The sequence below is a fragment of the Gluconobacter sp. P1C6_b genome, assembly GCF_018811945.1.
Classification (GTDB): domain Bacteria; phylum Pseudomonadota; class Alphaproteobacteria; order Acetobacterales; family Acetobacteraceae; genus Gluconobacter.
Genome location: NZ_JACRVU010000001.1, coordinates 258,837 through 271,299, shown reverse-complemented (window position 1 = coordinate 271,299; position 12,463 = coordinate 258,837). Strand labels below are relative to the sequence as shown.

Annotated in this window: 13 protein-coding genes; 8 read left to right on the top strand and 5 right to left on the bottom strand. The window is 63.0% G+C overall.

Annotation, left to right across the window (positions count from 1 at the left end):
- Window positions 1–42: 42 nt before the first annotated feature.
- The 8 genes from KP701_RS01265 (at window position 43) to KP701_RS01230 (ending at window position 6,881) form a co-directional block, all read left to right on the top strand.
- Window positions 43–1,299 carry a S1C family serine protease gene (locus KP701_RS01265; RefSeq protein ID WP_215745345.1) on the top strand — a complete coding sequence of 419 codons (1,257 nt, stop codon included), beginning with the start codon at window positions 43–45 and terminating at the stop codon, window positions 1,297–1,299.
- Window positions 1,300–1,324: 25 nt separating this feature from the next.
- Window positions 1,325–1,510: a hypothetical protein gene (locus tag KP701_RS01260; protein ID WP_215745344.1), complete on the top strand. Its 186-nt coding sequence runs from the start codon at window positions 1,325–1,327 to the stop codon at window positions 1,508–1,510.
- Window positions 1,511–1,610: 100 nt separating this feature from the next.
- Window positions 1,611–2,291: a response regulator transcription factor gene (locus tag KP701_RS01255; RefSeq protein ID WP_011252400.1), complete on the top strand. Its 681-nt coding sequence runs from the start codon at window positions 1,611–1,613 to the stop codon at window positions 2,289–2,291.
- A 6-nt stretch (window positions 2,292–2,297) separates the two neighbouring features.
- Window positions 2,298–3,731, top strand: a complete 1,434-nt coding sequence (locus tag KP701_RS01250) for an ATP-binding protein (protein WP_215745343.1) — start codon at window positions 2,298–2,300, stop codon at window positions 3,729–3,731.
- 58 nt (window positions 3,732–3,789) lie between these two features.
- Complete coding sequence (locus KP701_RS01245; protein WP_215745455.1) at window positions 3,790–4,134, top strand: hypothetical protein; 345 nt, start codon at window positions 3,790–3,792, stop codon at window positions 4,132–4,134.
- A 44-nt stretch (window positions 4,135–4,178) separates the two neighbouring features.
- On the top strand, window positions 4,179–4,907 hold the full coding sequence (locus tag KP701_RS01240; RefSeq protein ID WP_215745342.1) for an SIMPL domain-containing protein: 729 nt from the start codon (window positions 4,179–4,181) through the stop codon (window positions 4,905–4,907).
- Window positions 4,908–4,935: 28 nt separating this feature from the next.
- A complete protein-coding gene (locus tag KP701_RS01235) occupies window positions 4,936–5,283 on the top strand; it encodes a DUF393 domain-containing protein (protein WP_215745341.1) in 348 nt (115 codons plus the stop codon).
- An 83-nt stretch (window positions 5,284–5,366) separates the two neighbouring features.
- Entirely contained in the window at window positions 5,367–6,881 is a 1,515-nt protein-coding gene (locus KP701_RS01230; RefSeq protein ID WP_215745340.1) for a tetratricopeptide repeat protein, read from the top strand.
- Between the two features lie 73 nt (window positions 6,882–6,954).
- Here the strand turns inward: KP701_RS01230 and infC are convergent, their stop codons facing one another.
- From infC to KP701_RS01205, 5 genes are all read right to left on the bottom strand, one after another.
- A complete protein-coding gene (gene infC, locus KP701_RS01225; RefSeq protein WP_011252394.1) occupies window positions 6,955–7,476 on the bottom strand; it encodes a translation initiation factor IF-3 in 522 nt (173 codons plus the stop codon).
- Window positions 7,477–7,629: 153 nt separating this feature from the next.
- Window positions 7,630–9,567 carry a threonine--tRNA ligase gene (gene thrS / locus KP701_RS01220; protein WP_215745339.1) on the bottom strand — a complete coding sequence of 646 codons (1,938 nt, stop codon included), beginning with the start codon at window positions 9,565–9,567 and terminating at the stop codon, window positions 7,630–7,632.
- A gap of 113 nt (window positions 9,568–9,680) precedes the next feature.
- Window positions 9,681–10,736, bottom strand: coding sequence for a glycosyltransferase family 2 protein (locus KP701_RS01215; RefSeq protein WP_215745338.1), 1,056 nt, complete (start codon window positions 10,734–10,736; stop codon window positions 9,681–9,683).
- The gene (locus KP701_RS01210) at window positions 10,733–11,653 is read right to left on the bottom strand and encodes a glycosyltransferase family 9 protein (protein WP_215745337.1); all 921 of its coding nucleotides are present in this window, start codon (window positions 11,651–11,653) and stop codon (window positions 10,733–10,735) included. Before KP701_RS01210 ends, KP701_RS01215 begins: the two co-directional genes overlap by 4 nt.
- A 113-nt stretch (window positions 11,654–11,766) precedes the next feature.
- The gene (locus tag KP701_RS01205; protein ID WP_215745336.1) at window positions 11,767–12,432 is read right to left on the bottom strand and encodes a nucleotide exchange factor GrpE; all 666 of its coding nucleotides are present in this window, start codon (window positions 12,430–12,432) and stop codon (window positions 11,767–11,769) included.
- Window positions 12,433–12,463 lie beyond the last annotated feature (31 nt).

The following is a 12,463-nucleotide window of genomic DNA, read 5'->3' as shown; positions in this document are numbered from 1 at the left end:
TGTTAGCAGCAGGGCTATGACGATGTTCCTGTCCTGTTTCCCATGAACCGCACCCTGCAGGCTGCTGCGATCGGTGCCGGAACAGCCACTGTCGTGACGGTGGGGCTGATGCTGGCTTTGCGCGGCCACGGGAATACTGCGCAGCCGCTCCCGCATCCTGCAGAACGGCCGCAGAAGCCGCTGGTCATGCAGGCCCCCGCGCCCAAAATGCTCCCGACGATCATTCCCGACCGCACGGTCGCGGGTGAAAACACGGACGCACAGGGCATTCCCACACAACCCGCCGTCGTGCCTGCGCCTGCGCCTGCTCTGCCACCGCTTCTGGTCAAATACGGCCCGCTGAGCTTCGCCCCGCTGGTGCGGCAGGTGATCCCGGCTGTCGTCAACATCGCCATCACCCAGAACAGCCCGGACGGTCACGACCACATCCCGCCCCAGATTCGCGGCACCCCGCTCGAAAAGCGCTACCGGGACCGGATGAAGCGCCAGCAGGAAGAAATGGTCGGCGCCGGATCGGGCTTCATCGTTGATCCATCCGGCATCATCGTTACGAACCGCCATGTCGTGGGCGGGGCGGACAAGGTCGTGGTCTCGCTCTCCAACGGGCATGAAATGCCGGCGCGCCTGCTGGGTGCCGATCCGCTGACGGATATTGCCGTCATCAAGGTCGACAGTCCCGAGCCGCTCCCGCATGTCACCTGGGGCGACAGCCAGCAGACCGATATCGGGGACTGGATTCTCGTCGCGGGCAATCCGTTCGGGTTCGGGTCGTCCGTCACGGCGGGCATTGTCTCGGCGGTCGGGCGCGATCTGGGGATCGGGTCGCTCGATGATTTCATCCAGCTCGACGCCCCGATCAATCCCGGAAATTCGGGCGGTCCGGCCTTCAACATGCGCGGACAGGTCGTGGCCGTGAACGCCGCCATCGTGACCCCGGCTGGCGGCTCGGTCGGCATCGGCTTCGGCATCCCGTCCGAAATCGTCGCTCCGATCGTCGCGGAAATCGAGGCGACCGGCCACGCCGAGCACGGCTGGCTCGGCATCACGCTCGATGACGGGGATACCGCCATCGGTATCGCCGGTGTCGATAATGGCGCTCCGGCCCAGAAGGGCGGTCTGCGGCGCGGGGATATCGTGACGCAGGTGGATAATGTGCCCGTCACCAGTGCGCGGATGTTGCTGCGGAGTATCGCGGCGGCCCGTCCGGGGGTGGTTCTGACGTTCCGGATCCAGCGGGGAAAACAGTCCCTGACGCTGCCCATCCATATCGGCGCGCGCCCCCGCGATGCCGATGACTGAGCCGCCATCGGGCAGAAAAACCCACATGGGATTGTGTGGTGTCTTTCTGCTGGGCGCGCTTGCAGGATGCAGCGCCGTTCCCTCGTCGCATGATCGCAGCGGCTACCGGGATGGACTGTCAGAAGCGTCCCCGTTCTCGTGGGGACCGATCAGCGCATCGTCCCTGCGTGATGCGCAGCAGGACGATTTCGACAACGCCATCCCGCGCTAGACGCACCTTTCTGTAGCAACCGCCTTTGACGGCTCCTCTCAAGCCGGTATTCTTCCCCGCAGGAACGGCAAGACTGCGTTCGGAAGGAAGAGAGACAACGATGCGTATCCTGCTGGTCGAGGACGATCCGACTGTCCGTGCTTTCGTGCTCAAGGGTCTGCGGGAGGCCGGGCATGTCGTGGATGAAGCGGATAACGGCAAGGACGGCCTGTTTCTGGCCGTCAGCGAAAATTATGACGTCGTGATCCTGGACCGGATGCTGCCGGGTGGCATCGACGGTCTGCGGATTCTGGAGACCCTGCGCGGGCAGAAGAATGCAACGCCCGTCCTGCTGCTCTCTGCGCTGGCGGATGTGGATGAGCGCGTGGCCGGTCTCAAGGCCGGTGGCGACGACTACATGACCAAGCCCTTCGCCTTTTCCGAACTTCTGGCGCGTGTCGAGGCGCTGGGCCGTCGTGGCCGCCCCGAAAGCGCCCCCCAGACGCGGCTTGTGGTTGGCGATCTTGAAATGGATCTGCTGTCCCGCACCGTCAAACGCGGCGGCGAGAAGATCGACCTTCAGCCGCGCGAATTCCGTCTGCTGGAGTTTCTGATCCGTCACGCCGGACAGGTCGTAACCCGCACCATGCTGCTGGAGCGCGTGTGGGACTATCATTTCGACCCGCAGACCAACGTGATCGACGTGCATGTCTCGCGCCTGCGCCAGAAAGTGGACAAGCCGTTCGACAAGCCCATGATCCACACGATCCGCAACGCCGGCTATATCCTGCGAGCGGACTGAGGCCTGATGTTCCGGCGTAAGGTCCGCCGTCTCGGACGGTTCCTGAAGCGGCGCCTGCGCTGGCCCATCCGTTCGGCCGGGCTGAACTTCGCCCTGGCTTACGGCCTCGTCTTCGTGATTTCGGCCGGGGCGTTCCTGTCCTTCATCTGGTGGAACACGACCGGCCAGCTCGACAGTCAGGTCGAGATCGCGGTGCAGGTCGATGCCGTGGACCTGTCCCATCGCTGGGCTCAGGGCGGCCCGTCCGCGCTCAGCCTCGCCATCCAGGACCGGCTGGACCAGAACGTCGATGACGACGAGCTGTATCTTCTGGTTGGCCCGGACGGCCGCAAATTCGCCGGAAACCTGCCGGGCTGGCCCGTCGTCATCACCCGCCTGGACACGTTTTACGAACTGGCCATCAAGCGCGACGGTTTTCGCACCAACGCCAAGATGCACGCCTACCCCCTGACGCAGGGTTTCCGGATGATTGTCGGGCGTGATGTTCGCGGGCGACAGCTCGTCCGGCACGTTCTGACCGATACCCTGATCTGGGCCTGGATCATGGTGACATTGCTGGCAGCCGGTGGCGCGCTGGCGATCCGGCGGATCTTCCGGCAGGTCGTCCACTCCATCGCCCGCACCACAGCGGCCGTGGCGCAGGGCGATCTGAGCCAGCGTATCCCGCTCACTGGCAACGAGACGGATCTGGTGGGCCAGACCGTCAACACCATGCTCGAGCGGATCAATCGCCTGATGGATGGCGTCAAACAGGTCTCCAACGCCATCGCCCACGACCTGCGCACCCCGATCGCCCGTGCCCGTGCCCGGCTCGAGGACGCCAACCGCACCGCCACGTCTGCCGAGGAGCTGCATGCTGCCATCGACCGGGCGGTCATGGATCTCGACCGGGTGACGTCGATTTTCGAGGCCCTGCTGAGAATCGCCCAGCTCGAAGCCGGGGCCAGACGCGCCGCCTTCACGGTGCTGGACATCCGCCCGCTGCTGGAAGGGCTGAGCGAACTCTACGAGGCTTCGGTCGAGGATGCGGGACTGCGTCTGGATTTCAGGGCAGGGGCGGTCCAGCCGGTCAACGGCGATCCGCACCTGCTGCAACAGGCGGTCGCCAATCTGCTGGACAACGCCATCAAGTTCGCCCCCCCCGGAACCACCATCACCCTGTCGGTGGACATGCAGGGCGAGCGTCTGGCCATCACCGTCGCCGATCAGGGGCCCGGCATGAGTGAGGACGATCTGGGCCGTGCTTCGGAGCGCTTCTTCCGCGCCGAAACGGCCCGCAACACACCAGGCGCCGGGCTGGGTCTTTCGCTGGTGCAGGCCGTGATGAGCCTGCATGGCGGCGCGCTGGAACTCAAAGCCGGTGAAGTGCAAACCGGACAGCCCGGCCTGACCGCGACGCTCCTGCTTCCAGTCGTCCCGGCTGTTTCGAAAAAGGGATGACGGAAGTTTCATCCGCACCCCACCCTGCGCTTAGCTGGAATGGGCTAGACAATCCGTGATGCGCTTCTCCCTGCCTTCACCGACCGTTCTTCCGGCCTTCTGTCTGCTCGGCTGTCTGGCTGCGTCACCGGTCCTGCGCCCGGTGCAGCATCAACCGTCGGGACATTCGGACGATGCCATTTCGGTGACGTCCGAAAACGCGGAATACTGCGCCCGCCTGCGGAAAAACGTGGATACCCGGCTGGCCGCTCCTCCCGCCGCCATCCCGCTGGGAATCATGGAAGACGCCCGTCACCTGCGCGCGCAGGGCGACCTTCTCTGCACGCAGGGCCATGTCCGCGCGGGGATCGAACGCCTGCGCCGGGCGTTGGTGCTGCTGAAACACGCTCCGGAACCGCGCTGACGGCATTTCGGACGTCCTCAAGACACCTGTTCTCAGGAGACCTGATGATCCGTTTTTTTTGCCTCCGTTCCGTTCCGCTACTGGCGGCGACTCTGGCCTTCTCGCCCGTCGCTCTGTTCGGGGCGGGTGCTTTTCCCACCGCACAGGCAGCCGACATGCAGCAGAATACGACCCAGCTTGATTTCAGCGTCATGGGGCAGGCCCATGCGGTCCCAACGGAACTGACGGTGCGCCTTTCCGTCCGCTCCGACAGCCCGTCCGCCGCAACGGCCCAGAAGGACGTGAACAGCCGGATGGCCGCAGCCATGAAACTGGCTGGCGGTCAGGACGGAATCGTGGCGAAGGCGGGGGGATACTCCATCTATGAAAATACGCCCGAACATGCCCCCAGGAACTGGACGGCCCGGCAGGAGCTTGAACTCAGTGGACAGGATTCCGTGCGGCTGCTCGGTCTGGCCGGGCAGCTTCAATCACAGTCCCTGATGCTGGAAGGCCTCGACTGGTCGCTCGACGACGGCACCCGAGACCGCCTGCTCCAGGAAGCCCGCACGGAAGCCCTCAAAAAGGTCCGCTCCCAGGCCGAACAGAGCGCGCAGACCCTGGGCCTGCGCCTTGCGCGCCTCAAGGAAGTCCGCATTTCCTATCAGGAACCGGGACCGCGTCCTGTGATGCTCATGGCGGCCCGCATGGCCGATGCCGCTCCACCGCAGCGCAGCCCGGACGAGCAGACCCTTCGGGTGAATGTTTCCGTGCAGGCCGAACTGTCGCCATGACCATCCCCCGGGCGGGGCTTTTCGGGTCATGGTGACGGTCTGGTTTGACGGCGGCTGTCCGCTCTGCCGGCGCGAGATCGCGTTGATGAAACGTCTGGACCGCCGTGGTGCCATCCGCTTCATCAATCTGGAGTCGGCCCAGGGATGCCCGCTGGACCGGGCCACCCTGCTGGCCCGGTTCCATGCCGAGGAAGACGGGCATCTTTATGAAGGTGCTGCTGCCTTCGCCGCCATGTGGCGCGCCATTCCCCTGCTGCGTCCTCTGGGTCTTGCAGCCCGCAATCCGGTCGTTCTGGCCGTTCTGCAATGGGGCTACGGCAAATTCCTGCGCATCCGCCCGTTTCTGCAGCGCCTGACCCGCACACTGGAAGGCTGAATCGCACAGCAGGACGGGAAAACGGAGGATTTTAAGGGTTTCTTAGGAGGCGTTCGCTACGACGGAAAAAAAAAGGAGCCTTCATGCCCAACTCTTTCCGTTTGCTGGCGCAGGACATTCTCGCTCTTGGTGAGGCAGGTGACATCCCGTCTGCGCTCGAAAAGCTGCGTGAAGGCATCCAGACCCTCCCTCAGGATCCCCATTCCACGTTTCTGGCAGGATGTCTTTATGAACGCTTCAGGGACTGGCCGCAGGCGCGCAGCTTCTATCTCCAGAGCCTGCACATGAACGTGCATGCCCCGAGAATCTGGCATCGTCTGGGCATTGTCTGTCTGGAAGCCGGAGACCTGGACGGTGCGGAGAGGGCGCTGAAAGTCGCGATCCAGCAGAAGCCGTCCGAGGCCCCCTATTACATCGATCTCAGTCTGGTTCAGGCCCGCAGGGGGCTGTTTGACGACGCTTTGGAGAACGCCGTAACCGGTGACGCGCTTTTCCCCGACCATGTCCCGGCCATCAATAATATCGCGCATGCCCTGCAATGCCTTGGCCGAAGCGAGGAGTCGCTGCCGTATTATGACAGGGCCATCGCACTGGCTCCCGAAAACGGTGTCTGTCGTTTCGGACGTGCGGTCAGTCTTCTGAAAACCGGAAATTTCGACGCCGGATGGCGGGAATATGAATGGCGCTGGCGCTGCTGCCAGACCCCGCGCACAGACCTCACTGTCCCGCAGTGGGAAGGGGAAGACCTGAGCGGCAAGACCATTTTGGTCCATCACGAACAGGGCTATGGCGACACACTGCAGTTCATCCGCTTTGTACCCCTGCTCAAGGCGCGCGGAGCCACGGTCGTGGTTCAGGTCCCCATCCCGCTGGTCAGGCTTCTGGAACGGGTGGAAGGGATCGATCAGATCGTCTCTGTGCTCGATCCCTCGCTGCATCTGGACCTGCACTGCCCGATGGTCGGCCTGCCATTCCGCCTGAAGATGACGCCGTCCACAGCGCCCGGCTGCCCATACCTGTCCGTTCCCGTTGAAGAGCAGGTCAGGGAAGGAGGCGCGCTTCGTCAGAGCCTGACGGAAAACACCGCACAGCCCGATCTGATTGTCGGGCTCGTCTGGAACGGTGACCCGAGAACGCATGATCCTGTTGCCACACAGGTTGATCGACGGCGGAGTGTGCCTCTGGAGAAACTCGCGCCCCTGATGGAAGTGGACGGCATCCGTTTCGTCAGTTTCCAGCTTGGCATGCCCAAAAACCAGATTGCCGAAACGGGTCTGCCCGTGCTCGACGTGACGGACGGGATCACGGATTTCGCCGATACGGCGGCCCGGCTTTACGGTGTGGACCTGCTGGTCAGCGTGGACACATCCATAGTCCATCTGGCTGGTGGACTCGGTCTGCCGGTCTGGATGATCTCACGCAGCGATGCATGCTGGCGCTGGGGCGAAACCGTCACGACGACGCCCTGGTATCCGAGCATGCGGATCTTCCGCCAGCCCCGTTCGGGGGACTGGGAAACCCCGGTCACCGAGATCGCAGGAATGCTGCGGCAGTTCGTTGCGCTCTACCGGACGAATCTCGAGGCCGAGGCAGCCTGACGGACAGGGCATAAAAAAACCGGCCGATCCCGAAAGGGTGGCCGGTTTTTCATTTGCGGACTGAAAGCGCCCCTTAGCGGGGTGCAATCACCATCAGCATCTGGCGGTTTTCAAGGCGGGGCATCTGCTCCACCTTCGCCTTTTCCTCGACTTCCTGGCGGATACGCTCAAGCATCTTGATGCCGAGCTCCTGATGGGCCATTTCGCGGCCCTTGAAGCGCAGGGAAATCTTAACCTTGTCGCCCTCGTCAAGAAAGCTGTGAATGGCCTTGAGCTTCGTCTGGAAGTCATGCTCGCCCGTACCCGGACGAACCTTCACTTCCTTGATCTCAATGACCTTCTGCTTCTTGCGGGCTTCGTTCTTCTTCTTCTGCTGCTCATACTTGAACTTGCCGTAGTCGAGAATCTTCACGACAGGAGGAACAGCGGTCGGGCTGATTTCCAGAAGGTCGAGACCCACCGAAAAAGCGCGCATCAGGGCATCCCGGGTCGTCATGACGCCCTGCATTTCGCCTTCTTCGTCAATCAGACGAACCTGCGGAACACGGATTTCCTCGTTGACGCGCGGTCCTTCACGGGTGGGCGCGGCCTGCATCGGCGGTCTAGCTATGGTCAGCTCCTGTCATCAGTTTCGTTCGGGCCCGGTCACCAGCATCCGCCTTCACGAAGAAAGGCGGGATACGGCCATTCCCGATCCCGTTCCTTCTGCACATAGTCCTGCCTTACGCCCGGTGCAAGGGGATTACGTTCAATCCTTTGCAAAGCGCGCGATGTCGGGGGCCTGCGCCTCTTTCGCAAGGGCTGCAACGGCGTCGGCGAGCGACAGGATCTCCTGTGCCGCGCCGCCCAGACGCCGCATGGCAACCTTGCGTTCCTCGGCCTCGCGGCGACCCACGACAAGAATGACCGGAACGCGCGCAAGGCTGTGTTCGCGGATCTTGGCGTTGATCTTGTCGCTGCGGGTGTCGGTCTCCACCTGGAGTCCCGCCGCCTTCAGGGTCGCGGCCACTTCGTTGGCATAGTCGCCGGCGTCGGAGACGATGGACGCCACGACAACCTGCGTCGGCGCCAGCCAGAGCGGGAACTTGCCGGCATACTGCTCGATCAGGATGCCGATGAAGCGCTCGAAACTGCCGAGAATCGCGCGATGCAGCATAACCGGGCGATGACGGTTGCTGTCCTCGCCAATGTAAGACGCATCCAGACGCTCCGGCAGGACATAGTCCACCTGAAGCGTACCGCACTGCCAGTCACGGCCGATGGCATCCGTCAGTACGAATTCCAGCTTCGGACCGTAGAACGCGCCTTCGCCCGGGTTGTACTCGTACTCGACGCCCGCGATTTCACAGGCCTTCTTGAGCGAGCCTTCGGCCCGGTCCCAGACTTCATCCGAGCCCGCACGCGTTTCCGGACGGTCGGAGAACTTCACGCGGAAGCTGTCGAATCCAAGATCGGAATAGACCTCCGCCAGCATCTTCACGAACTTCGCGGTCTCGTCCGCAATCTGGTCGTCCGTGCAGAAAATATGGGCGTCGTCCTGCGTAAAGCCGCGCACGCGCATGATGCCGTGCAGCGCACCGGACGGCTCGTAACGGTGACACGCGCCGAATTCCGCCATCCGCAGCGGCAGCTCACGATAGGAGCGCAGACCGTGACGGAAGATCTGCACGTGGCACGGGCAGTTCATTGGCTTCAGTGCGAGGGTCTTGTCCTCGTCCTCGACAGTCGCGATGAACATGTTCTCGCGATACTTGTCCCAGTGGCCCGAAGCCTCCCACAGGGCGCGGTCCACGAGCTGAGGGGTGCGCACTTCCTCGTAGTTGTTCCGCTCCTGCGCACGACGCATGTAGTCCTGAAGGACCGTGTACAGGCGCCAGCCCTTGCGGTGCCAGAAAATCTGCCCGACGGCTTCTTCCTGAATATGGAAGAGATCCATTTCGCGCCCGATGCGGCGATGGTCGCGCTTTTCGGCTTCCTCAAGGCGCAGGAGATGGGCGTCCAGCTCCTTTTTGTCGCGCCAGGCGGTGCCGTAGATGCGGGTGAGCATGGGGTTGCGATGATCGCCGCGCCAGTAGGCCCCCGCCACGCGCATCAGCTTGAATGCCGTGCCGACATCGCCGGTCGTGCGCAGATGCGGACCACGGCACAGATCGAGCCACTCACCCTGACGGTAGATCGAGATCTGCTCGTCTTCTGGCAGATCCTGGATCAGCTGGGCCTTGAAGTCCTCGCCCTTTTCTTCAAAGAAACGGATGGCCTCGTCACGGTCCCACACCTCGCGGACGAACGGCGTATTGGCCGCCACGATCTCGCGCATCCTGGCTTCAATGGCCGGGAAGTCTTCCGGGGTGAACGGCTTCTCGCGGGAGAAATCGTAATAGAAGCCGTCCTTGATGCTCGGTCCGATCGTGACCTGCGTTTCAGGCCACAGGGACTGCACGGCCTCGGCCAGGACATGCGCCGCGTCATGGCGGATCATTTCCAGCGCATCCTCATCCTTGCGGGTGATGAACTTCACGGACGCATCGCTGCTGATTTCGGTGCCGATATCGACGGGCTTGCCGTCCACTTCCATCGCCATGGCAGCCTTGGCGAGACCCGGCCCGATGGAGGCTGCGATCGTCGTGCCCGTCACCGTCCCGTCGAATGTGCGGACGCTTCCGTCGGGGAGTGTGATGGCGGGCATGGAGATCGCTCCTGTGCGAGTGGGGACGGCAGATCACTCTGCCGAAAAACGAACCGGTAAATGGCCTCAATCCCCGCCGCCCTGCAACCCCCAGACGGACAGACAGTCCGTTTTCAGGTCGCTTTGTCCATCTGGAGCACGAGGGGCGGGACATTACCGGGATCGGACTGCCGCTCTTCGTCCCATCCACAGGTGAGATAATGGACGAGCGGCCAGATCCCGTAATAGGCATCCTGCGCCACATCCGGGTTGTTGCGAGCATAAAAAACCGGATCGAACACCCGGTATTCGTGCTGCTGTCCGTCATCCCGTGCCCGATGCGTGACAAAGCCAGCTGGAACGTCGAGGGACGGATGCGGAATGGTATTGCCGGTTCCAAGCAGGATATCCGGATCAATTCCCAGTTCCCGCAGACGCTGTGCGATCACGGGAGCATAGATATTCGGGACGGGCCGGTATCCGGCGGCAAAATCTGCGGCGCCGGTTTCGAAGTAGAAGTGAAGATGCGTCCCATCCTGAGGGTGCTCCAGCGTCTCGCCGGCGTCCGAAGCAGCCAGTTTCTGCCGCGCGAAACGGCGGATTTCTTCATAGTCCGGGCGATTGTGCAGATGGAGATGCACGAACGGCGTGCGGACGTAGCGCTCGGGATAGATGCTCTGAGGGTTGTGAAACCCGCGGTCCAGACTGACGAGCGTCTGCGCCCGGAACAGCCCGCGCCGCACGATCTGGGGCAGATAGTAATCCGGAGCCTCCGGCACATTCAGCAGCAGCCGGTCCGTAATGAACGTGGCGTTTTCCTGCACCAGATACTCGAACTGCCGCCGGATGACCTCCGGATCGAGCGAAAGCTGGTCCAGAAAGACCGTCAGGAACTCGTCGCAATCCAATGGTACGGCAAAATCGCAGGCATTCTCCGCGTCCCACTGCCGGATGATCCCGGCAATGACATCCCCCTTGTGCAGGAAATCGCCGGGGGACGCATGGTCCCTGACGATGTGGACACCTTTGCCTTCATACCGCGTCTGGATGTCCAGAACCGTCGGATCGGTTGAGCCGTTGTCGATGACAGTCAGATTTGAAAAACCGAAGATCGCTGCGTGCCACAGAATCCAGGGCTCCAGCAGTGTCGCCTCGTTCTTCTGCATCATGACGCAGCGGACCCGGGTCATCGGGAGAGCATCGCCTCCATGCAGGTTTCGACCCGGGAGGCGGGCAGCATCGCCAGATCAGGCACCACGATCAGATCCGTCCGGCCTGCCGTGGGGGTGAGGGGAGCCGTCAGGCGCGGATCGCTGTCATGCCCGAAGAGCGTGATGCAGGGCGTGTCCATTGCAGCGGCCAGATGCATCGGGCCGGTGTCGTTCCCGATTACGATTTTCGCCCGGTCCAGCACGCCAGCCAGTTCCAGAAGCGTGGTCCGGCCTGTCAGGTCGAGGGCGGTAGGGCAGAGGCGCAGAATGTCCTGAGCCAGCGGAGCCTCGGCCTGCGTTCCCACGATGACCGGGCGAAGGCCTTTGGCCACAAGCGCAGTGGCGATCTCGGCGAAGCGCGACGTGGGCCAGCGTTTCTGCGGGCGGTGGAACGCCGCCCCCGGCACCAGAACGGCGTAGGGCGCTGCGATTTCAGGCCCATGTCCCTGAAGCCAGCGCGGAACACTGCGGGGCAGTGGTGTGACGCCGGCATCATGAAGCTGGTCATCCAGACGGGCCAGCGTATGCATGTCGTTGCGTGACGGATTGCCGTGCGGATGGCAGCACCCGCCGGAAATGCCCGACCAGTTTGCGGGCTGTCCGGCAAGGCGGAAATAGGTTTTCGAACGCCCCGAGGTCTGAAGATCGAAGACCCGGTCGTAGCCGCGGAGTTTTCTGGAAAGGCGCCACAGTCCCGGCAGGTTGCTCATCGACGGGCGGTCATCCGTCAGGATTTCGTCGAACCACGGCGCAGCACGGGCCAGATCCACGAAAGGCGCAGTGGTCAGGAGGGTGAGTGTGGCGTGGGGAAAAGCGGCCCGGATGGACGCGAAAGCTCCGAATGCCTGAACGAAATCGCCCAGGGCGCCGAGCTTTATGACAAGAATGCGACTCATGAGCCGACTTTAGCAGGGTGTTGCGGAACGCCAACCATTCCCGGTTGCCGTTCCGCAAAGAAATCCCCGACGTGGGATTTCGGTCCTTCGCCCCTCTGCTTCGGGGGAAAGGATCAGACCGTCTTGTCGACGCCCTGAGGGGCAGCCTGTGCGCCACCCTTGGCAACCACGACCATGGCCGGCTTCAGCAGACGGCCCTTGAGCAGCCATGCCGGCGTCCAAGACTGCATGACGTGACCCGACGGATGCTGGTCGGACGGCTGTTCCGCCATCGCCTGGTGCAGGTTGGCGTCGAACGGCTTGCCGGTCGGGTCTTCGCAGGTGATGCCGTGGCGTTCGAGAATGTTGATGAAGGAGCGCTCGGTGCCTTCGATTCCCTCACGCAGCTTGGTGATGAGGACATCCTCGCCTTCCGTCTTGGCAGGCAGGGATGCCAGGCCACGCTGAAGGTTTTCGGCAGCCTCGACCACGTCACGGGCGAATTTCTGGATGGCGTACTGGCGCGCATCCTCGATATCGCGCTTGGCGCGGGCGCGGATGTTCTGGCTTTCGGCTTCGGAGCGGACCCAGCGGTCCTTCAGTTCCGCGACTTCGGCCTCAAGGGCTTCGATCCGGGCTTCCGGTGTGGTCTCTTCCAGCGTTTCACCGCCGGTTTCGTTCATGCCCGGAGTCTCATGGCCGGAGGTCTCGACGCCCTGTTCAGGCACGTCGTGGGCCGTTTCCGGCGATGCGTTGTGGTCTGTCATGTCACGACCTTCTTTAGTGGGACGGGCCATCATGCGGCCCCGTACTTCTTCAGGAGATAACGCT

Bases quoted from the DNA above. Each gene is read 5' to 3' on its own strand.
- KP701_RS01265 (WP_215745345.1), top strand. From the start codon at position 43: ATGAACCGCACCCTGCAGGCTGCTGCGATCGGTGCCGGAACAGCCACT.
- KP701_RS01260 (WP_215745344.1), top strand. From the start codon at position 1,325: ATGGGATTGTGTGGTGTCTTTCTGCTGGGCGCGCTTGCAGGATGCAGC.
- KP701_RS01255 (WP_011252400.1), top strand. From the start codon at position 1,611: ATGCGTATCCTGCTGGTCGAGGACGATCCGACTGTCCGTGCTTTCGTG.
- KP701_RS01250 (WP_215745343.1), top strand. From the start codon at position 2,298: ATGTTCCGGCGTAAGGTCCGCCGTCTCGGACGGTTCCTGAAGCGGCGC.
- KP701_RS01245 (WP_215745455.1), top strand. From the start codon at position 3,790: ATGCGCTTCTCCCTGCCTTCACCGACCGTTCTTCCGGCCTTCTGTCTG.
- KP701_RS01240 (WP_215745342.1), top strand. From the start codon at position 4,179: ATGATCCGTTTTTTTTGCCTCCGTTCCGTTCCGCTACTGGCGGCGACT.
- KP701_RS01235 (WP_215745341.1), top strand. From the start codon at position 4,936: ATGGTGACGGTCTGGTTTGACGGCGGCTGTCCGCTCTGCCGGCGCGAG.
- KP701_RS01230 (WP_215745340.1), top strand. From the start codon at position 5,367: ATGCCCAACTCTTTCCGTTTGCTGGCGCAGGACATTCTCGCTCTTGGT.
- infC (WP_011252394.1), bottom strand. From the start codon at position 7,476: ATGCAGGCCGCGCCCACCCGTGAAGGACCGCGCGTCAACGAGGAAATC.
- thrS (WP_215745339.1), bottom strand. From the start codon at position 9,567: ATGCCCGCCATCACACTCCCCGACGGAAGCGTCCGCACATTCGACGGG.
- KP701_RS01215 (WP_215745338.1), bottom strand. From the start codon at position 10,736: ATGACCCGGGTCCGCTGCGTCATGATGCAGAAGAACGAGGCGACACTG.
- KP701_RS01210 (WP_215745337.1), bottom strand. From the start codon at position 11,653: ATGAGTCGCATTCTTGTCATAAAGCTCGGCGCCCTGGGCGATTTCGTT.
- KP701_RS01205 (WP_215745336.1), bottom strand. From the start codon at position 12,432: ATGATGGCCCGTCCCACTAAAGAAGGTCGTGACATGACAGACCACAAC.